The sequence below is a fragment of the Pantoea sp. F_5 genome (assembly GCF_008631595.1).
Lineage (GTDB): Bacteria > Pseudomonadota > Gammaproteobacteria > Enterobacterales > Enterobacteriaceae > Pantoea > Pantoea gossypiicola.
Genome location: NZ_VWUO01000018.1, coordinates 47,793 through 68,356, shown reverse-complemented (window position 1 = coordinate 68,356; position 20,564 = coordinate 47,793). Strand labels below are relative to the sequence as shown.

Here is a 20,564-nt window from a genome sequence, read left to right as displayed (position 1 = left end):
AATTTTTTACCAGGCGTATCATTATGACCGACACTGCGCAGCAGCTTGAATTCATTAAAAACAGCATTAAAAGTATCCCCGATTATCCTAAGCCAGGCATCCTGTTCCGCGATGTCACCAGCCTGCTGGAAGATCCGAAAGCCTACGCCGCGTCGATTGCGCTGCTGGTTGAGCGTTACCGTAATAAAGGCATCACCAAAGTCGTGGGCACGGAAGCGCGCGGTTTTCTGTTTGGTGCACCCGTGGCATTAGGTCTGGGTGTCGGTTTTGTTCCGGTTCGTAAGCCTGGCAAACTGCCGCGTGAGGTTTACAGTGAATCCTATGAGCTGGAATACGGCACCGATAAGCTGGAATTGCACAAAGATGCCATCCAGCCAGGCGATCTGGTGCTGGTGGTTGACGATCTGCTGGCGACCGGCGGGACCATTGAAGCGACTGTTAAACTGATTCGCCGTGCTGGCGGTGAAGTGAAAGACGCAGCCTTCATTATTAACCTGTTCGATCTGACCGGAGAATCACGTCTCAATACCCTGGGTGTTGAGAGCTACAGCCTGGTTAAATTCCCCGGCCACTAAGCCACGCTTTTGGCCTTGCCACCCGGCGAGGCCGTCACGCCTCTGGCGTCAAGATAACGAGTGCCAGCCAAAAGCGTAGCTGATAGACTACTGCAATCTTATACAGGGGTTGCAGAGCGTCTGCGCTCATCTTTCCATCCAACTTCGTCGAACTCCACATGAGCTATCAGGTACTTGCGCGAAAATGGCGTCCCCAGGCTTTTGCTGATGTTGTCGGTCAGGAACATGTTCTGACGGCGCTGGCGAATGGATTGTCTCTGGGACGCATCCATCATGCTTATCTCTTCTCCGGCACCCGCGGCGTAGGGAAAACCACCATTGCGCGTCTGCTGGCCAAAGGCCTTAACTGCGAAACCGGCATCACTGCCACACCCTGTGGTCAGTGCGATAATTGCCGTGAAATTGAGCAGGGCCGTTTTGTCGATCTGATTGAGATTGACGCCGCATCACGTACCAAAGTTGAAGACACCCGCGATCTGCTCGACAACGTGCAGTACGCGCCGGCGCGTGGCCGTTTCAAAGTCTATCTGATCGATGAAGTACACATGCTGTCGCGTCACAGCTTTAATGCGCTGTTAAAGACGCTGGAAGAGCCACCTTCACACGTTAAATTCCTGCTGGCGACCACCGATCCGCAGAAACTGCCAGTGACCATTCTCTCGCGCTGCCTGCAGTTCCACCTCAAAGCGCTGGATGTTGATCAAATCCGTCAGCAGCTTGAACATGTGCTGAAGCAGGAACAGATTGAGAGCGAAACCCGGGCGCTGCAGCTGCTGGCGCGCGCCGCCGATGGCAGTATGCGCGATGCGCTGAGCCTTACCGATCAGGCGATTGCCATGGGGCAGGGCACAGTGACCAGCAGCACGGTCAGCGTCATGCTCGGCACGCTGGATGATGAGCAGCCGCTGGGGCTGCTGGAGGCGCTGGTTGACGGTGACGGTCGGCAGGTGATGACCCTGCTGAGCCAGGCCGCCTCACGCGGGGTAGAATGGGAGACGTTGCTGGTGGAGATGCTGCGCCTGCTGCACCAGATTGCGATGGTGCAACTGCTGCCGGCCTCGCTCAACGACGACGACGAAAGCAATGCGATCCGGCTGCGTGAACTGGCCCGCGTGGTGCCGCCCGCCGATCTGCAGCTCTATTATCAGACCCTGCTGATGGGCCGCAAGGATCTGCCGATTGCGCCCGATCGCCGCATGGGTGTTGAGATGACGCTGCTGCGCGCCCTGGCGTTTCATCCTAAAGCGGCGGTGGCAGAACCCATTGCGCGTCCCGCGTTAACGGAACAGATGGCACCGGTTGCTCCGGCGCAGACGTCACCGGCACCATCCGGTCCTGCGCCGGTAGCACGACACACGGCAGCACAGCCAGCTACATCGTCACCTGCTCAGTCAAGATCGCCCGTAGCGCAGCAGCCTCAGCAGCCGATACCTGCGCCGCAACAGCAGGTTGCCGCTCAGCCACAGATGGCCGCGCCCGACCCGGCTCCGCAGCCTGCGCCGCCATCGGATGCATCGCCTGACAGGGCACTCTCCAGCTCCACCAGCCAGCTCCTGCAGGCGCGCACGCAGTTGCTGCGTCAGGGAGCGAACAAACCAAAAAAGAGTGAGCCGGCGGCGCCAGGTGCGCGGCCGGCCAACTCCGCGCTGGAGCGGCTGGCCTCGGTTACCGAGCGCAGTCAGCAGCGTATCCGCGATCGTGAGCCGGCCGCTCCGGTAAAAGAGGAAGCATACCGCTGGAAAGCGGTTAATCAGCCGGTTGAAGTCGCGGAACCGGTGGCGACGCCTAAGGCCTTGCGTTCCGCACTGGAGCATGAGAAAACCCCTGAGCTGGCGGCGCGCCTGGCGGAAGAAGCGCAGCAGCGCGATCCCTGGGCCGCAGAGATTGCAACCCTGCCGCTGCCGAAGCTGGTGCAGCAGCTGGCGTTAAATGCCTGGAAAGAGACAACCGAAAATGGCGTCTGCCTGCATCTGCGCAGCAGCCAGCGTCACCTTAATTCACCGTCGGCGCAGCAGGTGTTAAGCGATGTGCTTAGCCAGAGTGCCGGGCAGAAAGTTGAACTCTCTGTCGTTGAAGACGATAATTCATCGGTGTTGACGCCACTGGAGTGGCGTCAGGCCATTTACGAAGAGAAACTGGCGCAGGCGCGTCAGTCGATCACCTGTGATACCCACATTCAGACGCTGCAGCGATTTTTTGATGCCGATCTGGATGAGGAGAGTATCCGACCTGTTTAGACACGCTGCTGCTATCGTAACGATAGCGTTGTAGCCTCAGCTGAGAGAGAAAACTATGTTTGGTGGTAAAGGCGGATTGGGCAACCTGATGAAACAGGCCCAGCAGATGCAGGACAAAATGGCCAAAGTTCAGGAAGAGATCGCCGCGCTTGAAGTGACCGGTGAGTCCGGTGCTGGCCTGGTAAAAGTCACCATTAACGGCGCGCACAACTGCCGTCGCGTGGAAATCGATCCCAGCCTGCTGGAAGATGACAAAGACATGCTGGAAGATCTGGTTGCCGCCGCGTTCAACGATGCCGCACGTCGCATTGATGAAACCCAGAAAGAGAAGATGGCGTCTGTCTCCTCAGGCATGCAGCTGCCACCTGGCTTTAAGATGCCGTTCTGATGCAAACCAGTCCACTGCTTGAATCATTGATGGAGTCGCTGCGCTGTCTGCCTGGCGTTGGGCCGAAGTCGGCACAGCGCATGGCTTTTCAGCTGCTGCAGCGCGATCGCAGCGGTGGCATGCGGCTGGCGCAGGCGCTGACCCGCGCGATGTCGGAGATCGGACACTGTGCCGACTGCCGGACATTTACCGAGCAGGAAATTTGCACCATCTGCGCCAATCCACGGCGTCAGCAGAATGGTCAAATCTGCGTGGTGGAAAGCCCGGCAGATATCCACGCCATTGAGCAAACCGGCCAGTTTGGCGGTCGCTACTTTGTGCTGATGGGGCATCTTTCGCCGCTCGACGGCATCGGTCCGGCGGATATCGGTCTGGACCGTCTGGAGCAGCGGCTGGAGAGTGAAACCCTGCAGGAAGTGATCCTCGCGACCAACCCGACGGTAGAAGGCGAGGCAACCGCCAACTACATCGCGGAGCTCTGTGGCCAGTATGGCGTTGACGCCAGCCGTATCGCGCATGGTGTGCCGGTTGGCGGAGAGCTTGAGATGGTGGATGGCACCACGCTGTCCCATTCACTGGCGGGCCGCCAGAAGTTTAAATTTTAATCACTTGCCGGTGTTGTGACAGACACCGGCTTGAAATTCCTCCTGTTATCCCCACATCAACCTCAACGTTTGTTCAACCTGTTTTGTTGAGGTAGCAATGACCATGAAAGGACAAGAGACCCGTGGCTTTCAGTCGGAAGTAAAACAACTTCTGCACCTGATGATCCATTCTCTCTATTCAAACAAAGAGATTTTCCTGCGTGAGCTGATCTCCAACGCCTCCGATGCGGCAGACAAACTGCGCTTCCGTGCGCTGTCAGACTCCAGCCTGTATGAAGGTGATGGCGAGCTGCGTGTTCGTCTCTCTGTTGATAAGGACAACCGTACCCTCACGCTCAGTGATAACGGCATCGGTATGCGTCGCGATGAGGTCATTGAGAACCTCGGGACTATCGCCAAATCAGGCACCAAATCTTTCCTGGAATCTCTCGGCTCCGATCAGGCGAAAGACAGCCAGCTGATCGGTCAGTTCGGTGTCGGTTTCTACTCTGCCTTTATCGTGGCGGACAAAGTCACGGTGCGTACCCGTGCTGCTGGCGCATCAGCCGATGAAGGCGTTTTCTGGGAATCCGCGGGCGAGGGCGAATATACCCTGGCTGAGATCGAGAAAGCCGATCGCGGTACTGAGATCACCCTGCATCTGCGCGAAGGCGAGGATGAGTTCCTGGACGCCTGGCGCGTGCGCAGCATCATCAGCAAGTATTCCGATCACATCGCGCTGCCGGTTGAGATCGAGAGCAAAGATGAAGAAGGTGAAGGAACGCACTGGGAGAAAATCAACAAAGCCCAGGCGCTGTGGACCCGCAACAAGTCTGAGATCAGCGACGACGAATACAACGAGTTCTACAAGCATATCGCCCATGACTACAGCGATCCTGTCGCCTGGAGCCACAATCGGGTGGAAGGTAAGCAGGAGTACACCAGCCTGCTCTACATTCCGGCGCGTGCGCCATTCGATATGTGGAATCGCGATCATAAGCATGGCCTGAAACTCTACGTGCAGCGCGTCTTTATCATGGATGACGCTGAGCAGTTTATGCCGAACTACCTGCGCTTTGTGCGTGGTCTGATTGACTCCAACGATCTGCCGCTGAACGTCTCCCGTGAGATTCTGCAGGACAGCCGCGTGACCCAGAGCCTGCGTGCTGCGCTGACGAAGCGTACCCTGCAGATGCTGGAAAGACTGGCGAAAGAGGATAACGAGAAATACCAGACCTTCTGGAATGAGTTTGGTCTGGTGCTGAAAGAAGGTCCGGCGGAAGATAACGCCAACCAGGAAACCATTGCAAAACTGCTGCGCTTCGCCACCACTCAGAGCGAAGGTTCAGCACAGACCATTTCGCTGGAAGACTACGTCAGCCGCATGGTGGAAGGTCAGGAGAAGATTTACTACATCACTGCTGATAGCTATGCCGCAGCGAAGAGCAGCCCGCATCTGGAGCTGTTCCGCAAGAAAGGCATTGAGGTGCTGCTGCTCTCCGATCGCATTGACGAATGGATGATGAGCTACCTCACTGAGTTCGACGGTAAAACCTTCCAGTCGGTCAGCAAAGCGGATGAGTCGCTGAGCAAGCTGGCGGATGAAGAGACCGAAGAGCAGAAAGAGGCGGAAAAAGCGCTGGAGCCGTTTGTTGAGCGTGTGAAAAATCTGCTGGGCGAACGCGTGAAAGAGGTGCGTCTGACCCATCGTCTGACCGACACGCCAGCGATCGTCACCACCGATGCCAACGAGATGACCACCCAGATGGCGAAGCTGTTCGCGGCGGCCGGACAGGACGTGCCGGAAGTGAAGTACCTGTTTGAAATCAACCCGGATCACCCGCTGGTGAAACGTGTTGCCGATACGCAGGATGAAACACGCTTTGGTGAGTGGATTGAACTGCTGCTGGATCAGGCGTTGCTGGCCGAGCGCGGCACGCTGGACGACCCTAACCAGTTTATCCGTCGCATGAACCAGCTGCTGACTGCATAAGGGTAACCGGCCGGTGGTTTTCACCGGCCTGTAGTGACAAATGCAGCGCTGGCTCAGGGCGCATACGCCCTACGCAAAGACGTAAAAAGCCGCCATCCCTGGCCCACGATGCGTTGCTGCAGGCGTATGCTCCCATCGCTTTGACTTTGAAGCTGTCTGTCTGATTCTGTTCAGCATCAATTTCGAGCAGATGTACCCCGTTAAAAGCATAAAGTTTTTCAGCAGTCTGAAGCCGGTGATGATCACCGGCTTTTTTTATGGCTGTGCGGCATCCCGCCATTTCTGCTCAGCGCAGGCGGTAAATCTGAAAATGCGACAGGCCAGCCAGCCGGGTCGGGTTCAGGTCCATAAAGAGGGTAAAGTCATCCTGAGTGATCCTCGCCCTTCCTTGTGATGAGCGGGTCATAATGGTATGTTCTTCCGCTTCTAAGATAGATCAATGCGATTCGCAAGGGGATTTACGCAATGCGTATTATTCTGCTCGGAGCTCCGGGCGCAGGTAAGGGGACTCAGGCCCAATTCATCATGGAGAAGTACGGCATTCCGCAAATCTCCACTGGCGACATGTTGCGTGCAGCAGTAAAAGCAGGCAGCGAGCTGGGTAACCAGGCGAAAGCCATCATGGATGCTGGCAAACTGGTGACCGATGAGCTGGTGATTGCGCTGGTTAAAGAGCGTATCACTCAGGAAGACTGCAAAAACGGTTTCCTGCTGGACGGTTTCCCGCGCACCATTCCTCAGGCAGATGCAATGAAAGAGGCCGGGATCAACGTTGATTACGTGCTGGAGTTCGCTGTACCGGACGAGCTGATTGTTGAACGTATCGTTGGCCGCCGCGTGCATACGCCTTCTGGCCGCGTCTATCACGTCACCTTTAATCCACCGAAAGTGGAAGGTAAAGATGATGTGACAGGCGAAGAGCTGACCACGCGTAAAGACGATCAGGAAGAGACCGTGCGTAAGCGCCTGGTGGAATACCATCAGATGACCGCGCCGCTGATTGCTTACTACAGCAAAGAAGCCGAAGCGGGCAACACCGCCTATCACAAAATCGACGGCACCCGTAAAGTGACCGAAGTGAGTGCCGAGCTGGCTAAGATCCTCGGCTAAGCTCAATGGGGCCGGTATCACTGGCCCCTTTTGCAGTAATTGCTTTTACCTCCCACTAATTCCGCTACAATTTCCCTGTTTTCACGCATCCCCGTTGTCATCAAGGAACTCAAATGAGGCAAGATAAGCCCGGCGTGTTATTGGTTAATTTAGGTACGCCAGACGCCCCAACCACACCTGCAGTTAAACGCTATCTGAAACAGTTTTTAAGCGATCCGCGCGTGGTCGATGCACCGCGCTGGCTCTGGTGGCCGGTTCTTAATACTGTCATTCTGCCGTTTCGCTCGCCGCGCGTGTCAAAGCTCTACGCATCGGTCTGGATGGAAGGCGGTTCACCGCTGCTGGTCTACAGCAAACGTCAGCGTGACGCTCTGGCAGCACGTGTCGATATGCCCGTCGAGCTGGGCATGAGCTACGGCAATCCCAGCCTGAAAAGCGCGGTGGATAAGCTGATGGCGCAGGGCGTCACCCGCCTGATTGTACTGCCACTCTATCCGCAATTCTCCTGCTCTACCGTGGCCGCGGTGTGGGATGGCCTGACCACCGTCTTCAGAGGGTATCGTTCGCTGCCCGATGTGCAGTTTATCCGTGACTACGCCGAACATCCGGCCTATATCGCTGCACTGAAAGCGACGGTAGAGCGCTCGTTTGAGCGGCACGGTCAGCCCGATCTGCTGGTATTGTCGTTCCACGGCATTCCGCAGCGCTTCGCCAACGAAGGTGATGACTATCCGCAGCGCTGTGCCGATACCACGGCGGCACTGGTCAACGCGCTGGGTCTGCGTGAAGATCAGTACATGATGACGTTCCAGTCGCGTTTCGGTCGTGAGCCCTGGCTGATGCCTTATACCGACAAAACGATGGAAGGCCTGCCTGCCAAAGGGATCAAACATGTTCAGGTTATGAGTCCGGGCTTCTCGTCTGACTGCCTGGAAACGCTGGAGGAGATCAGTGGTGAAAACTGCGAAATCTTTATGCATGCCGGCGGTGAGAAGTTTGAGTATATCCCTGCGCTGAACGCCGATGAGGCGCATATCGACATGATGGTGCAACTGGTCGACGCACGCCGTTAAAGCAGAGGCGGAGAGTGTGATATCATTCTCCGCCTGTTTTTCCAGACGGCATTCCCGATGAAATTTCCCGGCAAACGCAAATCCAAACACTACTTTCCCGTCAGCGCACGCGATCCCCTGTTACAGCCCGCTCAACACGATGTTGATGCAGGCAGTTGGGTGGTGGGTATCGACCAGACGCTGGTGGATATCGAAGCCAAAGTCGATGACGACTTTCTCGCCCGTTACGGTCTGAGTGCCGGGCACTCCCTGGTTATCGATAATGCTGTCGCGGAAGCGTTATACAACGAGCTGATGCGCGATGCGCTGATCACTCATCAGTTTGCCGGAGGCACCATCGGTAACACGCTGCACAACTTCTCAGTGCTGGCCGATGACCGCTCCGTGCTGCTGGGCGTGATGTGCAACAACATTCAGATTGGTGGCTATGCCTATCGCTACCTCTGCAATACCTCAAGCCGGGTCGATCTCAACTATCTGCAGGGCGTCAATGGCGCTATTGGCCGCTGCTTTACGCTGATTGGCGAACATGGCGAGCGAACTTTCGCGATCAGCCCCGGCCAGATGAATCAGCTGCATCCGGATAATGTGCCTGAAGAGGTGATTGCCGGGGCGTCTGCGCTGGTACTGACCTCCTATCTGGTGCGCTGTGCCGAAGGTGAGCCGATGCCGCAGGCAACGTTACAGGCGATAGAGTATGCCAAACGCCATAACGTGCCAGTGGTGCTGACGCTCGGCACCAAACATGTGATTGGCGACAATCCCGGGTTCTGGCGGGACTTCCTGCGCGAGCACGTCAGCATCGTGGCGATGAACGAGGAGGAAGCGCTGGCGCTGACCGGCGAAGCCGATCCGCTGCTTGCTTCCAATATGGCGCTGGACTGGGTCGATCTGGTGCTCTGTACCGCTGGCCCGATTGGATTATATATGGCGGGTTACACCGAAGATGAGTTCAAACGCAAAACCAACCATCCGCTACTGCCTGGCGCGATTGCGGAGTTCAACCAGTATGAGTTCAGCCGTGTGATGCGCCAGCAGGATTGCCAGCAGCCGCTGCGCGTCTTCTCGCACATCGCGCCTTATATGGGCGGACCTGAAAAGATCATGAACACCAACGGTGCCGGAGATGGTGCGCTGGCGGCGTTGCTGCATGACATCACCGCCAACAACTATCACAGCCTGAATGTGCCGAACTCCAGCAAACATGCGCGTCCTTATCTGACCTATTCGTCGCTGGCGCAGGTATGTAAGTATGCTAACCGCGTCAGCTATCAGGTGCTGAATCAGCATTCACCGCGTTTAACCCGCGGCCTGCCGGAGCGTGAAGACAGTCTGGAAGAGTCTTACTGGGATCGGTAACGCGGGTCGCCACAGGGCGTAAAAAAGGCCCTTCTGAACAGAAGGGCCTTAGATGACTGGCAACGTCTGACTCGTTTAGCGGTGAGATCGAGCCTGCTTAGAGAACACGGTCAGATCGGAAAGGCGCTTAAGCCGTCCCTGGCGCGGAACGCTTTCCTCCTCTGCCCCTGTTCTCTGCGCATTGAGTTTATTCGTTGCGGGAAAATTCATCCTGATTTGGATATATCAGTAGTCTGCGAGATCTTGCTGAACACGCATCAGCGCACGACGTCGCAGGGTTTTAAATCTTCGCCCTGCGTCATCTCATCCTGCAGGATTTGCAGCATACTGCTGGCAATCTCACGTTCACCCATCACGACGCGCGAAGCGCCACGCTCCATGATGTACTCCACCTCATCGTCATAGTGGGCACGGGCGATAATCTCGATATTCTGATGCTTTTCACGCGCCGCCGTCACTACTTCACCCGCTTCATAGCCATTCGGGATGGTCAGTAACAGCCAGCGGGCGCAGTCGAGTCGTGCCAGTTCCATGGTGTCCGCGCGGGCCGCATTCCCCAGCACCGCCTTGATGCCCTGTTCGCGCAGCGCTTCGACCCGGGTACGGGAGTTTTCAACCACCACCAGTGGCACATTAGCCTCAAGAAGCTTCTGACCAATCAGGCTGCCAACCCGACCATAGCCCACAATCACGGCATGATTGCAGAAATCCACCGGGATCTGTTTCTCTTCTTCGATAGCTTCTTCCAGCGTCTGCTCCTCCATGGTTTCCGTTTTAGCCAGGAAACGCTCCAGCAGGGTAAACAGAATCGGGTTAAGCATAATCGACAGGATGGCGGCGGCCAGCACCAGGTTGCGGCCCTCATTACTCAGCAGGCCCAGCGAGATACCCAGACCGGCCAGAATAAAGGCGAACTCACCAATCTGTGCCAGGCTGACCGAAATGGTCAGTGCTGTACGACGCGAATGGCCGAGCAGCGATACCAGCAGCCACGCGGCGACCGACTTGCCCACCACGATAATCACCAGCGCGCCCAGCACCGCCAGAGGCTGCGTCACCAGAATCGACGGGTCGAACAGCATGCCGACCGAAACAAAGAACAGTACGGCAAAGGCATCACGCAGCGGCAGAGTATCCCGTGCGGCGCGGTGGCTCAGTTCCGACTCATTCAGCACCATACCGGCGAAGAAAGCACCTAATGCAAACGAAACATCAAAGAATTCAACGGCCCCAAATGCGATACCCAGCGCCAGCGCTAACACCGCCAGCGTAAACAATTCTCGAGAGCCGGTGGCGGCGCTGCGGGCGAGGATCCAGGGCACGGCACGACGTCCCACCACCATCATCAGCACCATAAAGGCAGCCACTTTTCCAATGGTCCACAGCAGATCCCAGGCCAGCAGTCCGGCGCTGGCGTTGCCCTGTTCCATCATGCCCGCAATCGCAGGCAGCAGCACCAGCGTCAGCACCATCACCAGATCTTCAACAATCAGCCAGCCAATCGCAATCTGCCCGCGCTGGCTATCGATTAGCTGTCGCTCCTCTAACGCGCGCAGTAACACCACGGTACTGGCGGTAGAGAGACAGAGACCAAACACCAGGCCGGTCATCCACGACCATCCCAGCGTCCATGACAATCCCATTCCCAGTAACGTCGCGACGGCGATCTGCGCGATGGCACCGGGAATGGCGATCGACTTTACCGACATGAGATCTTTCATTGAGAAGTGGAGGCCGACACCAAACATCAGCAGGATAACGCCGAGTTCTGCCAGTTCAGGGGCCAGATTGGTATCTGCGACAAAGCCGGGGGTAAAGGGGCCAGCCAGCACGCCTGCCATCAGGTAACCGACGAGGGGCGAGATACGCAGGCGGTTTGCCAGCATCCCAAGGAGAAATGCCAGAACCAGTGCTCCGACAATGGTAGTGATCAACGGTGTGGTGTGATGCATGCCTGTCTCCTTGTATACAAATGTATCCGCTTGTAACAAATGAGTTTAAAACAAAATCACTTCTTTCGCTGAGCAATTTGCGGGAATACTTTAAAAAACCATGAAAAAAAGTCAAAACCACAATCGAAAGGGTGTTTTTGTCCATTATCCATAATATTGGCTGATTTGACGCTTTAAACAGGGCCGGATAAATAAAACTTCGCATCAGTAAATTGCGTCGGTCTGGCACGAATAAGGAAGAAATGTGCATACAGAGGGGTTAAAGCCTGCCAGCGGCACTTTTGCAGCAGTAAACAATCGGTTAACAACACGCTTTCCTGCCTGTTTCCGCTCAGTCGGTAGAAGCGGACCCGGGCTGGAACGTTAGCCTGCTGTTGCACGGGGATCACTCTGCGGCCACTTTCCTGCCCTGCCAGGGGGGAGCAGAGACGAAAAGCGTAAGCACCTGCATGCACGCAGATGTGCATTGGCCTTGAGTTCGCCGGGGGAATATGCGACACAGTGGGGCAAAGCGGCAGATAATCGGGCCAGAAAGTAAATTAAGGAGAATCACCGTGTTGTTATCAAAATGGACAGGGGCAGGTGTGGTGCTACTGGTGGCCCTGATGCCGCTGTTTTCACAGGCCGCCGAGGCCGATCGCACCTATCGTTTCAGCCTGCTGCACACTAACGATGAGCATGGCCACTTCTGGTTTAATGCGCAGGGCGAATATGGTCTGGCGGCGCAGAAAACGTTGATGGATACTCTGCGCTACGATGTCCAGGCCAGAGGCGGCGGCGCACTGATTCTCTCTGCCGGTGATATCAATACCGGCGTGCCGGAGTCCGACGAGCTGGATGCTGAACCCGATTTTCGCGCGATGAACCTGATTGGCTATGACGCGATGGCGCTGGGCAATCATGAGTTCGACAAGCCGATTGCGGTTCTGCGCAAGCAGGAGAAGTGGGCACGATTCCCGCTGCTCGCCGCCAACGTTTATCAGAAAGGTACCGATCAGCGCCTGTTTAAACCCTGGGCGGTATTCAACCGTCTCGGGCTGAAAATCGCTGTCGTCGGGTTAATTACCCCGGACACCGCAAAACTGGCTAATCCGGCTGGGCTGACAGATACCGAGTTCCGCGATCCTGTCGCAGAAACGGTGAAGGCGGTTGCTGAACTGCGTGCCGCGGAGAAGCCGGACGTGATTGTCGCGCTGACCCACCTTGGCCACTATGACGACGGTAAGCACGGCAGCAACGGTATCGATGACGTCACGCTGGCCCGCAGCCTGCCTGCCGGCACCATCGATCTGATTGTGGGTGGGCATTCCCATGATGCGGTCTGCATGGAAAAAGAGAACGTCAGCGTCAAAAATTATCAGCCTGGCCAGCCCTGCAAACCCGATCGGCAGAACGGCATCTGGATTATGCAGGCCGACAAGTGGGGCAAATATGTCGGCCGTGGTGATTTCACCTTCCGTAATGGAGAGGTGTCGCTGGAGGCTTATCAGCTGGTGCCGGTCAACCTCAAACATCAGGTGAAGAATGCAGATGGCAGTGAGACCTGGCTCACCTGGCAGGAAGAGATCCCGAAAAATACCGCGATGATGAAGCTGCTGATGCCGTTTCAGAAGCGGGCAGAGGCGAAGCTGACCCAGAATGTCGGCAGCGTTGACGGCGACTTCAGCGGTGAAAAAGAGCAGGTTCGGTTTAAGCAGACAAATCTCGGCCAGCTGATTCTGCGCGCCCAGATGGCGCATACTAAAGCCGATTTTGCGGTGATGAGCGGTGGCGGAATCCGTACCTCGCTGAAAGCGGGCAAGCTGAGCTGGCGTGATCTGTTGCAGGTCCAGCCGTTCAGCAACCAGGTCGTCTCGGTCAGCCTGACTGGTGCAGAGATCAAAAAATATCTGGATGTGGTCGCCAATATTCAGCCTGACTCAGGTGGCTTCGCCCAGTTTGCTGGCATCAGCCTGACCACCGACGGTAAGCATGTCAGCGATGTCAGTATTAACGGCAAACCGATTGAAGATACGCAGCATTATCGCATGGCGACCAACAGCTTTAATGCGGCGGGCGGCGATGGCTATCCGCGTCTGGATAATCATGCCGGATACGTCAACAGCGGAGCAGTGGATGCGCAGGTGCTGCGCGACTTCATTAAGGCGCATACACCGGTTAAAGCCAGTGACTACCAGCCGAAAGGTGAGATCGTGCATCTGACCGATGAGCAGATTCGGGCGCGGGAGGAGGCAGCAGAGAAAGCGCGGAAGCGTAACTATCCCAAAATGATTCTGGCGTGGATCTGGCCGTGGGGGAACGAAACAGCCGCTACGCATTGAACTCACCGGGAGGCGCTTGCGCCTCCCGTTTTTCTCATGTCCGGCAGGGGTGACGTCTGATCCAGCGCTCGCGCAGTTTGTCCCATCCCCAGTTGTAAGCCATGGTGAAGGGCAGGAAGAAGAGGAAAAAGGCCACTTCGACCAGGAAAGCTTCCCACAGGGAGATATCCAGCATCAGGGCGGCGATCGGCAGACCGATCAGGATAAATCCCCCTTCAAATCCCAGTGCATGTAACACGCGCACGCCCGGACCGCGTTTCTGGCCTGGCGCATAAATCCGATCAAACCCGCTGTTGTAAATCATATTCCATAGCATCGCGACCGTAGAGAGCATAATCGCCAGCGATCCCATCTGAAACAGCGGCTTATTCATGATCCATGCCGCCAGCGGCGAAACGGTCAGAATCGCCAGCGTTTCAAAGCAGACAGCATGAAGAATACGTTCTTTAAGTGAGCGGGTACGCATTGTTTGTTCTCCTTCATTAATGCGGCGCATTTTCACATGTCAGAATGCTAAGATAAAATGAACACCTATCGAAAAAAGCGATGGAACAGATGCGATACTCCCCGGAATCCCTTGAGGCGTTTATGCAGACCGTGGCGAGTGGCTCGTTTTCGGCGGCCGCGCGTGCGCTGGGTAAAAGTCAGTCCACCATCAGCGCAGCAGTGGCAAATTTAGAAGACGATCTCGGCTTTGCTCTGTTTGATCGAACGGGCCGTCAGCCGATCCTTACCGAACAGGGACGCCGCGTTGTTCCTCAGGTCCAGCAGATTCTGTCGGCCAGCGAGCGGCTGGATGCGCTGGCGATACGTCTGTCGCAGGGCGTTGAACCCCGGCTCAGTTTTGCCATGTCCGATTTCTGGCAAACCGATCATCATGAACATCTGCTCAGGCAATTCGATGCGCGTTATCCGGAGATTGAACTGGAAGTGATGATTGCTGAAGATGGTGATGTCCTTGATCTGCTGCAGGCCGGGCGGGTACATCTGGGTGTCGTGCGGGCGCAGCCCAATCTGCCGGTAGATATTGCAGTGGCGCGGCTGCAGGTTGAGGCGCAGATGGCGGTCTTTTTACATCGCGATCATCCGCTGGCACAGCCTGATACCCTGAGCGAAAGCGAACTGGAAGGCGTGCGACATCTGCGGCTTAACACCTGGGTTGAGGCGCATGAACCCGCCCCGATGGGTCGCATCTGGTCAGCGCCTACCTATTTACTGCTGCTGGAGATGGCGGAGCAGGGATTTGGCTGGACGATTCTGCCACGCTGGCTGGTGAAACAGTTTGGGCATGGCGTGCTGAAAGAGTTGTCGATGTCGGGCTGGCCACAGCATATCGCCGTTGAAGTCGTCTGGTCACGACGAACGCCGCCCGGTCCGGCGGGCCGCTGGATGATCGATCAGCTGTGCGCCCAGCCGCGCGTTTAATCGTGGCGGGCGATATCCGCAAACGGCGCGTCCAGCAGGCGTGAAAGATCCTGAGGTGCCAGTTCAATATCCAGGCCCCGTTTGCCGCCAGAGATAAACATGGCGTCAAATGCGCTGGCAGAGTCATCAATTACCGTGGGCAGCCGTTTTTTCTGCCCCAGCGGACTGATACCGCCCACCAGATAGCCGGTAACACGCTGTGCCAGCTGCGGATCGGCCATATCCGCTTTCTTCGCGCCCAGCGCTTTTGCCACCTTTTTCAGATCGAGCTGTGTCGATACTGGCGTAATCGCTACCGCCAGCTGTTTCGCCTCACCATTCAGCGCCACCAGCAGCGTTTTATAGACCTGGCGTGCATCAAGATTAAGCTTGCGAACCGCTTCGTCACCAAAATGGGTTTCGTTACTGTCATGCTCATAAGGATGCAGCGTAAAGCTGACCTTTTGTTTTTCCAGCAATTTTACGGCGGGCGTCATACAGATTCCTTACTAAGAAAAATCTTATTGCGCAGAATTATGGAAAAAGGTGGCGAAATTTTGTTCTTTGCGTAAAATTGGGCGCGCCAGCAATCTGATTGCTGAGCGATAACCAAAATCATAAACAAATTCCTCTTTGACGGGCCGATAAACTTATCGGCTCTCTTTTTTTCAGGGCTTCTTCAGCATCTCAGGCAGATTATCTTCGCCGTAAAGATGCAAAGCGCCCACCGCGACCACATAGTTGCCCGCCGCTAACCCCTGCAGCTTGTCACACCACTGCGCATTACGCTGACCGATCAATGTATCATTCAGCGCCTGACTAAAGGTGGCGGGCAGGGTGATTTCCGGCTGGCGTGGCGGCGTATCAAGCCACCAGCTCACCATCATCTGCAGCAGTCGCGCATTTGTGTGCCAGTGCAGCAGCGTATCCTGTAACAGCGCCATGCCATCATCCGGCAGCGCGGTGAGTAAGGCGATCTGTGCATCTGCGCCTTCCAGTTCAATCACGGGTTTGTTCAGGTCTTTCGCTGCCTGCAACAGCTGATAATCGATGCCGTAGTCTGGTCGTAATCCCAGCCTCTGTGCCTGTTGTGCCTGTAACATCAGCGCCACCTGCCAGGCGGGCAGATTATCCAGCAGGCTAAGCGTGAGACTCATCTCCTGACACAGTGCGGTGAGCGTTTGCATCGCGCTGCCCTTCAGCCGTACTGAGAGCGGAGGACGATCGCCGTAATGGTCAAAGGGTGAGCCACCCTGCGTAATATCCGCCTCCACAATCAGCGCGTCCGCCTGCTGCAACTGACGCAGCAGACGGCCTGGCAACGGCTGCATGTCGCGTGTTCCCATGTGGATGCTGCCCACCAGATGCAGCTGGCGATTGCCAAGCCGGATATCTATCGCAGGCCAGCGGTAACTGGCGGGAAAAAGCTGGCTGATAAAGCCGCGCAGTGAGCGCCAGATGTTGCCTGTCATTCCCGATCCTTTGCGATTCAAAACCCCATGTTAGCGACTTCAGAGAGCGAAAAACAGCGCTGAGAGGACGATTACTGGCGCGGCGGTCGGTAACGCAGCAGGCGGTTCGCATTGCTGACCACGGTAATGGAGGAGAGCGCCATCGCCGCACCTGCCACAATCGGGCTGAGCAGGGTGCCGGTCAGCGGATAAAGCACGCCCGCGGCTACCGGAATACCGATACTGTTATAGATAAATGCGCCAAACAGGTTCTGCCGGATATTGCGCAGCGTCGCGGAAGAGAGCGCTAACGCGTCTGCCACGCTGTTGAGGTCGGCGCGCATCAGCGTGATTCCCGCAGTTTCTACCGCCACATCGCTGCCGCCACCCATGGCAATGCCCACATCCGCCTGCGCCAGCGCGGGTGCGTCATTGATGCCATCACCGACCATCGCGACGCGACGCCCCTGCTGCTGTAACTGTTCAATGGCTGCTGCTTTGCCTTCAGGCAATACGCCTGCAATCACTTCATCAATGCCGGTTTCGGCGGCGATGGCGCGTGCGGTATTTTCATGGTCGCCGGTCAGCATAATCAGGCGATAACCCTGCTGATGCAGCCGGTCAAGGGCGTCGATACTTTCTGGTCTCAGCCGATCGCGCAGCGCGATAAGCCCGGTGAGCTGACCCTGTTCTGCCAGTAGCACCGGCGTGGCCCCCTGTTGCGTCAGGCGCATAATCTCTGCTTCTGCCGCCCGGTAGTCGACGCCGTTATCCTGCAACAGCGCCGCGTTACCCAGCAGCAGCGCTCTGCCATCCAGACTACCGCTGACCCCTTTGCCGCGTATTGTACGAAATTGCGCTAACGACGCTGGCTGCGTCAGTTCCGCTTCGGCGACAATCGCTTTCGCCAGCGGATGACCCGAGGCGAACTCCAGCGCCGCCGCAGTCGCTAAAACCGATTCACGGCTGGCGTTACCCCAGACCAGCACCTCACTGATTTGCGGCTTTCCGGCCGTCAGGGTGCCGGTTTTATCAAACACCAGCGTGTCGATCTGGCTGGCGCGCTGCAGGGCATCGGCGTCGCGGACCAGTACGCCCAGCTCGGCGGCGCGGCCAACACCGGCAATAATCGACATCGGCGTCGCCAGGCCCAGCGCACAGGGGCAGGCGATAATCAGTACGGTTGTCGCGATCACCAGCATGTAGGCAATCTGCGGCTGCGGCCCGAACAGATACCACACCGCGCCGCTGATCAGCGCAATCAACACCACTACCGGGACAAATACGGCGGAGATGCGATCGGCCAGGCGTCCCACATCGGGTTTGCTGCTTTGCGCCTGACGCACCAGCCGGATAATGCGCGACAGGGTGGTGTGATTGCCGGTCGCCCGGGCGATAAATTCTACCGCGCCATCCTTCACCAGGGTGCCGGCGAAGATCGCCGCACCCGGACTTTTGCTTTGCGGCACCGCTTCGCCGGTGAGCATCGCTTCATCAAACCAGGCTTCACCCGTGGCGATTTCGCCATCGACCGGCACCCGATCGCCGGTGACCAGCCGCAGCGTCATACCGGGCTGGACGTCGCTGACCGCGATCAGCCGGTCGCCATGGGGGTTGACCAGCTTCGCCTGAGCTGGCGTCAGATCAAGCAGTCGTTCCAGTGCCTTAGACGATCGCTGACGCGCCCGCTGTTCCAGGGCATGCCCCAGATTGATCAGGCCCAGGATCATCACGCTGGCTTCGAAATAGAGATGGCGCGCCTGCGGCGGGAAAAAGTCGGGCCACAGCACCACGCTAAAGGAGTAAATCCAGGCTGTGCCGGTGCCGAGTGCCACCAGCGTATCCATGGTGGCGCTGCCATTACGTAAACTGCGCCAGGCGCTGCGATAAAAGTGACTGCCGGTCACGACCATGATCAGCAGGGTCACGACGCCCAGCGTCAGCCAGATGCCGTGGTTATGGTCGGTGAGCATCATGTTATCGCCCGCCATGCCCCAGATCATCAGCGGCACGCCAAAGGCTAACGCGACAGCCGCCTGCCAGCTGAAACGCCGCATCGCACTGCGGGCGCTGTCTTGCTGCTTTTCGCGACGCTCCTGCTCGTCATCCACCACCTGCGCGCCATAACCCGCGGCATCAACGGCAGCCACCAGCTGCTGCGGGTCAGCATCGCCCAGCACCAGCGCACTGCGCTCGCCGAGATTGACCCGCGCCTGGCTGACGCCTGCGACCTGCTGCAGCGCTTTTTCCACCCGACTTACACAGCTGGCGCAGGTCATGCCTTCAATCAGCAGCATATGGGCAGGTAATGTTTTTTCTGCCGGATGAGAAGGGGTCTCCGTTGTCAGCGCCTCCGGCGGCGGCTCCGATGCTGTCAACGGTTCAGACTTTGGGAACGCGTCCGCCGTTTTCAGCGTCGCGTGATAGCCCGCCTGCTCAACAGTGGCGATCAGTGCAGCCGCATCCGCGTGACCTGAGACCTGCGCCTCCTGTTGGGACACCTCGGCCTGGTCAACATCGTCGCGCTGTTCCAGTGCCTCTTTGACGCGTTTGACACAGTGGCCGCAGGACAAGCCGTCCAGTGCCAGAGAAATGGTGTGTGACATTATCAACTCCTCGTGTAATCCCATTTGACCGATTGGCCAGTTTCGATTCATGCTTAAGCATAAACCTTCCATCAAGGGGAAGGTCAACCCCTTATCATGCTGATGGAAAAGGATTTTCTTAATCAGTGTCCACATAGTGTCCACACTTCGTCCTGAAGCCCCGCACTGCGGGGCTTTGATCTACATCACTCATGCATCTTATATGACCTAACTTCTTTGTCTCTCCATGTAAAATCAGTCAGTTTTCTCTTAATGATGGAGCGTTGCAATGGGACTGAGGTATCGTAAACGTATAAAAATTGCACCTGGATTAAGTTTAAATATTAGTAAGAGTGGCATTAGCACCTCAATTGGGGGGCGCGGAGCTACAATAAATGTGAGTAAAAAAGGGGTCCGCACCACCGTGGGTATCCCCGGAACAGGACTTTCATATTCTAAACTTCATTCAACACCGAAGATTAGCTACGAAAACGAGCCAGAAATTATATCTAGCTTTTCAAAGGAAGTTTGTGGAAATGATAGTTTAAATATTTGTACATCGTGTATTTGTCTTTACCCTAGTTCTGTTAAGCAATGTCCTTCATGCGGAAATTTTTCAACCACTACTTCTTATAGAAAACACAGGCGATGGGCCAATTTCACATTGTTTTTTGTATCTTTAATTTTTTGCTTTGTGTCATTTCCATTGGCTATTATTCTACTGATAATTTTTCTCGCTGGATTAATTCAATCTAAACTTGATTATCGCGCTGCTATAAAAAATGGGGGGTATTTCTTCTCAAGAAAATCCTTAAAGGTAATGAGTAAAAATGGTAGGGTTTGGAAAGATACTTTAGATGATAAAAATGTTAAGGCTGAAGATGGTTTTGAGATAAAAAAGGCTAACAATCAGATCGATAATTTCTCTGATAGCCTTTCAACTGTGTGGGCGGAACAAGACATTACAATTGAATTTAGCTACAGAAAACCTAATGGAGAAACAATAAGAAGGGAGTCAGACTTAGTGGAGGTTTTGGTAAATGACAGCATGGAGCCTTATTTGAAGTGTTTTTGCCATCTCGCTAAAGGCTACAGGTTATTTAAATATAAAAGAATAACCTCAAAAATATTAGTGGGCGGAGTTAAGTACCACAAAGATGATTTTTTGGAAAAGGTGCTGAATCTCTCTAGGGATGATTTCCTCTTTTAATATTAAGCCCCGTAAATGGGGCTTTTATTTTTTAAATTGCCAACTCAATCTGATTATCCCCGTAATGATTTTTGGGGAAACTTTTCGTCGGGATCGGGATGCTGAAATCGGGCTTTGACTCGGTAATGATGGCATCGACTTCTGTCAGCGTGCGGAAGGTGATCCCGCAGTAAAGGTTGTTGCACTGGTGGTAGGCGCGCTGGATGCAGACCTTTTTATCAAGATATTCACTGTTGCGCGTTCGCGCTGACGCGCCGCATTTTGGACAACGATACATGGCATAATCCCCCCTTCCGGTTCCCGGGGATTATAGCGTTATGCC

General features: G+C 55.8%; 17 protein-coding genes and 1 other annotated feature. Of the genes, 11 read left to right on the top strand and 6 right to left on the bottom strand.

Translation table 11 applies throughout. From position 1 onward, the window contains the following. Positions 1–23 precede the first annotated feature (23 nt). The 8 genes from apt to F3I44_RS19625 all read left to right on the top strand — a co-directional run bounded on the left by apt (position 24) and on the right by F3I44_RS19625 (position 9,319). Positions 24–575, top strand: a complete 552-nt coding sequence (apt, locus tag F3I44_RS19660) for an adenine phosphoribosyltransferase (protein ID WP_150015569.1) — start codon at positions 24–26, stop codon at positions 573–575. A 158-nt stretch (positions 576–733) separates the two neighbouring features. Further along, positions 734–2,812: a DNA polymerase III subunit gamma/tau gene (gene dnaX / locus F3I44_RS19655; RefSeq protein ID WP_150015568.1), complete on the top strand. Its 2,079-nt coding sequence runs from the start codon at positions 734–736 to the stop codon at positions 2,810–2,812. Then, positions 2,154–2,215: a sequence feature (DnaX frameshifting element), on the top strand. It overlaps the preceding gene by 62 nt. 55 nt (positions 2,813–2,867) lie before the next feature. Continuing rightward, positions 2,868–3,200: a YbaB/EbfC family nucleoid-associated protein gene (locus F3I44_RS19650; RefSeq protein ID WP_009091641.1), complete on the top strand. Its 333-nt coding sequence runs from the start codon at positions 2,868–2,870 to the stop codon at positions 3,198–3,200. After that, positions 3,200–3,805, top strand: a complete 606-nt coding sequence (gene recR, locus F3I44_RS19645; RefSeq protein ID WP_003850420.1) for a recombination mediator RecR — start codon at positions 3,200–3,202, stop codon at positions 3,803–3,805. The genes F3I44_RS19650 and recR overlap by 1 nt, the downstream gene beginning before the upstream one ends. A gap of 97 nt (positions 3,806–3,902) precedes the next feature. Further along, positions 3,903–5,777 carry a molecular chaperone HtpG gene (gene htpG / locus F3I44_RS19640; protein ID WP_150019562.1) on the top strand — a complete coding sequence of 625 codons (1,875 nt, stop codon included), beginning with the start codon at positions 3,903–3,905 and terminating at the stop codon, positions 5,775–5,777. A gap of 465 nt (positions 5,778–6,242) precedes the next feature. Next, positions 6,243–6,887 (top strand): adenylate kinase, encoded by a 645-nt coding sequence (adk, locus tag F3I44_RS19635; protein WP_150015566.1) that lies wholly within the window; start codon positions 6,243–6,245, stop codon positions 6,885–6,887. Positions 6,888–7,000: 113 nt separating this feature from the next. Beyond that, complete coding sequence (gene hemH, locus F3I44_RS19630) at positions 7,001–7,960, top strand: ferrochelatase (RefSeq protein WP_150015565.1); 960 nt, start codon at positions 7,001–7,003, stop codon at positions 7,958–7,960. 57 nt (positions 7,961–8,017) lie between these two features. After that, the gene (locus F3I44_RS19625; protein WP_150015564.1) at positions 8,018–9,319 is read left to right on the top strand and encodes an inosine/guanosine kinase; all 1,302 of its coding nucleotides are present in this window, start codon (positions 8,018–8,020) and stop codon (positions 9,317–9,319) included. Between the two features lie 257 nt (positions 9,320–9,576). Here F3I44_RS19625 and ybaL read toward each other — a convergent pair whose 3' ends face one another. Then, positions 9,577–11,271 carry a YbaL family putative K(+) efflux transporter gene (gene ybaL, locus F3I44_RS19620; protein WP_150015563.1) on the bottom strand — a complete coding sequence of 565 codons (1,695 nt, stop codon included), beginning with the start codon at positions 11,269–11,271 and terminating at the stop codon, positions 9,577–9,579. Between the two features lie 605 nt (positions 11,272–11,876). Here ybaL and ushA point away from each other — a divergent pair. Further along, a complete protein-coding gene (gene ushA / locus F3I44_RS19615; protein WP_370452866.1) occupies positions 11,877–13,592 on the top strand; it encodes a bifunctional UDP-sugar hydrolase/5'-nucleotidase UshA in 1,716 nt (571 codons plus the stop codon). Between the two features lie 34 nt (positions 13,593–13,626). Here ushA and F3I44_RS19610 read toward each other — a convergent pair whose 3' ends face one another. Then, complete coding sequence (locus F3I44_RS19610) at positions 13,627–14,058, bottom strand: multidrug/biocide efflux PACE transporter (RefSeq protein ID WP_150015561.1); 432 nt, start codon at positions 14,056–14,058, stop codon at positions 13,627–13,629. An 89-nt stretch (positions 14,059–14,147) separates the two neighbouring features. On the opposite strand from F3I44_RS19610, the gene F3I44_RS19605 reads away from it, so the two are divergent. After that, complete coding sequence (locus F3I44_RS19605; RefSeq protein ID WP_150015560.1) at positions 14,148–15,017, top strand: LysR family transcriptional regulator; 870 nt, start codon at positions 14,148–14,150, stop codon at positions 15,015–15,017. On the opposite strand, the gene ybaK is transcribed toward F3I44_RS19605, so the two are convergent. The 3 genes from ybaK to copA all read right to left on the bottom strand — a co-directional run bounded on the left by ybaK (position 15,014) and on the right by copA (position 19,053). Further along, positions 15,014–15,493: a Cys-tRNA(Pro)/Cys-tRNA(Cys) deacylase YbaK gene (ybaK, locus tag F3I44_RS19600; RefSeq protein ID WP_033731793.1), complete on the bottom strand. Its 480-nt coding sequence runs from the start codon at positions 15,491–15,493 to the stop codon at positions 15,014–15,016. The two genes, F3I44_RS19605 and ybaK, sit on opposite strands and share 4 nt — an antisense overlap. Before the next feature lie 171 nt (positions 15,494–15,664). Further along, positions 15,665–16,468, bottom strand: a complete 804-nt coding sequence (locus F3I44_RS19595) for a TraB/GumN family protein (RefSeq protein ID WP_150019561.1) — start codon at positions 16,466–16,468, stop codon at positions 15,665–15,667. Positions 16,469–16,539: 71 nt separating this feature from the next. Further along, complete coding sequence (gene copA / locus F3I44_RS19590) at positions 16,540–19,053, bottom strand: copper-exporting P-type ATPase CopA (protein ID WP_150019560.1); 2,514 nt, start codon at positions 19,051–19,053, stop codon at positions 16,540–16,542. Between the two features lie 268 nt (positions 19,054–19,321). Between copA and F3I44_RS19585 the strand changes: the two genes are divergently transcribed. Beyond that, the gene (locus tag F3I44_RS19585) at positions 19,322–20,242 is read left to right on the top strand and encodes a DUF4236 domain-containing protein (RefSeq protein ID WP_150019559.1); all 921 of its coding nucleotides are present in this window, start codon (positions 19,322–19,324) and stop codon (positions 20,240–20,242) included. 31 nt (positions 20,243–20,273) lie between these two features. Here F3I44_RS19585 and F3I44_RS19580 read toward each other — a convergent pair whose 3' ends face one another. Further along, entirely contained in the window at positions 20,274–20,519 is a 246-nt protein-coding gene (locus F3I44_RS19580; RefSeq protein WP_150019558.1) for an ogr/Delta-like zinc finger family protein, read from the bottom strand. Positions 20,520–20,564: the final 45 nt, after the last annotated feature.

Coding starts and splice junctions, on each gene's coding strand:
- htpG (WP_150019562.1), top strand. CDS start 3,903: ATGACCATGAAAGGACAAGAGACCCGTGGCTTTCAGTCGGAAGTAAAA.
- F3I44_RS19625 (WP_150015564.1), top strand. CDS start 8,018: ATGAAATTTCCCGGCAAACGCAAATCCAAACACTACTTTCCCGTCAGC.
- F3I44_RS19585 (WP_150019559.1), top strand. CDS start 19,322: ATGGGACTGAGGTATCGTAAACGTATAAAAATTGCACCTGGATTAAGT.
- adk (WP_150015566.1), top strand. CDS start 6,243: ATGCGTATTATTCTGCTCGGAGCTCCGGGCGCAGGTAAGGGGACTCAG.
- ushA (WP_370452866.1), top strand. CDS start 11,877: ATGCCGCTGTTTTCACAGGCCGCCGAGGCCGATCGCACCTATCGTTTC.
- F3I44_RS19610 (WP_150015561.1), bottom strand. CDS start 14,058: ATGCGTACCCGCTCACTTAAAGAACGTATTCTTCATGCTGTCTGCTTT.
- ybaK (WP_033731793.1), bottom strand. CDS start 15,493: ATGACGCCCGCCGTAAAATTGCTGGAAAAACAAAAGGTCAGCTTTACG.
- F3I44_RS19605 (WP_150015560.1), top strand. CDS start 14,148: ATGCGATACTCCCCGGAATCCCTTGAGGCGTTTATGCAGACCGTGGCG.
- F3I44_RS19580 (WP_150019558.1), bottom strand. CDS start 20,519: ATGTATCGTTGTCCAAAATGCGGCGCGTCAGCGCGAACGCGCAACAGT.
- dnaX (WP_150015568.1), top strand. CDS start 734: ATGAGCTATCAGGTACTTGCGCGAAAATGGCGTCCCCAGGCTTTTGCT.
- copA (WP_150019560.1), bottom strand. CDS start 19,053: ATGTCACACACCATTTCTCTGGCACTGGACGGCTTGTCCTGCGGCCAC.
- F3I44_RS19650 (WP_009091641.1), top strand. CDS start 2,868: ATGTTTGGTGGTAAAGGCGGATTGGGCAACCTGATGAAACAGGCCCAG.
- recR (WP_003850420.1), top strand. CDS start 3,200: ATGCAAACCAGTCCACTGCTTGAATCATTGATGGAGTCGCTGCGCTGT.
- apt (WP_150015569.1), top strand. CDS start 24: ATGACCGACACTGCGCAGCAGCTTGAATTCATTAAAAACAGCATTAAA.
- ybaL (WP_150015563.1), bottom strand. CDS start 11,271: ATGCATCACACCACACCGTTGATCACTACCATTGTCGGAGCACTGGTT.
- F3I44_RS19595 (WP_150019561.1), bottom strand. CDS start 16,468: ATGACAGGCAACATCTGGCGCTCACTGCGCGGCTTTATCAGCCAGCTT.
- hemH (WP_150015565.1), top strand. CDS start 7,001: ATGAGGCAAGATAAGCCCGGCGTGTTATTGGTTAATTTAGGTACGCCA.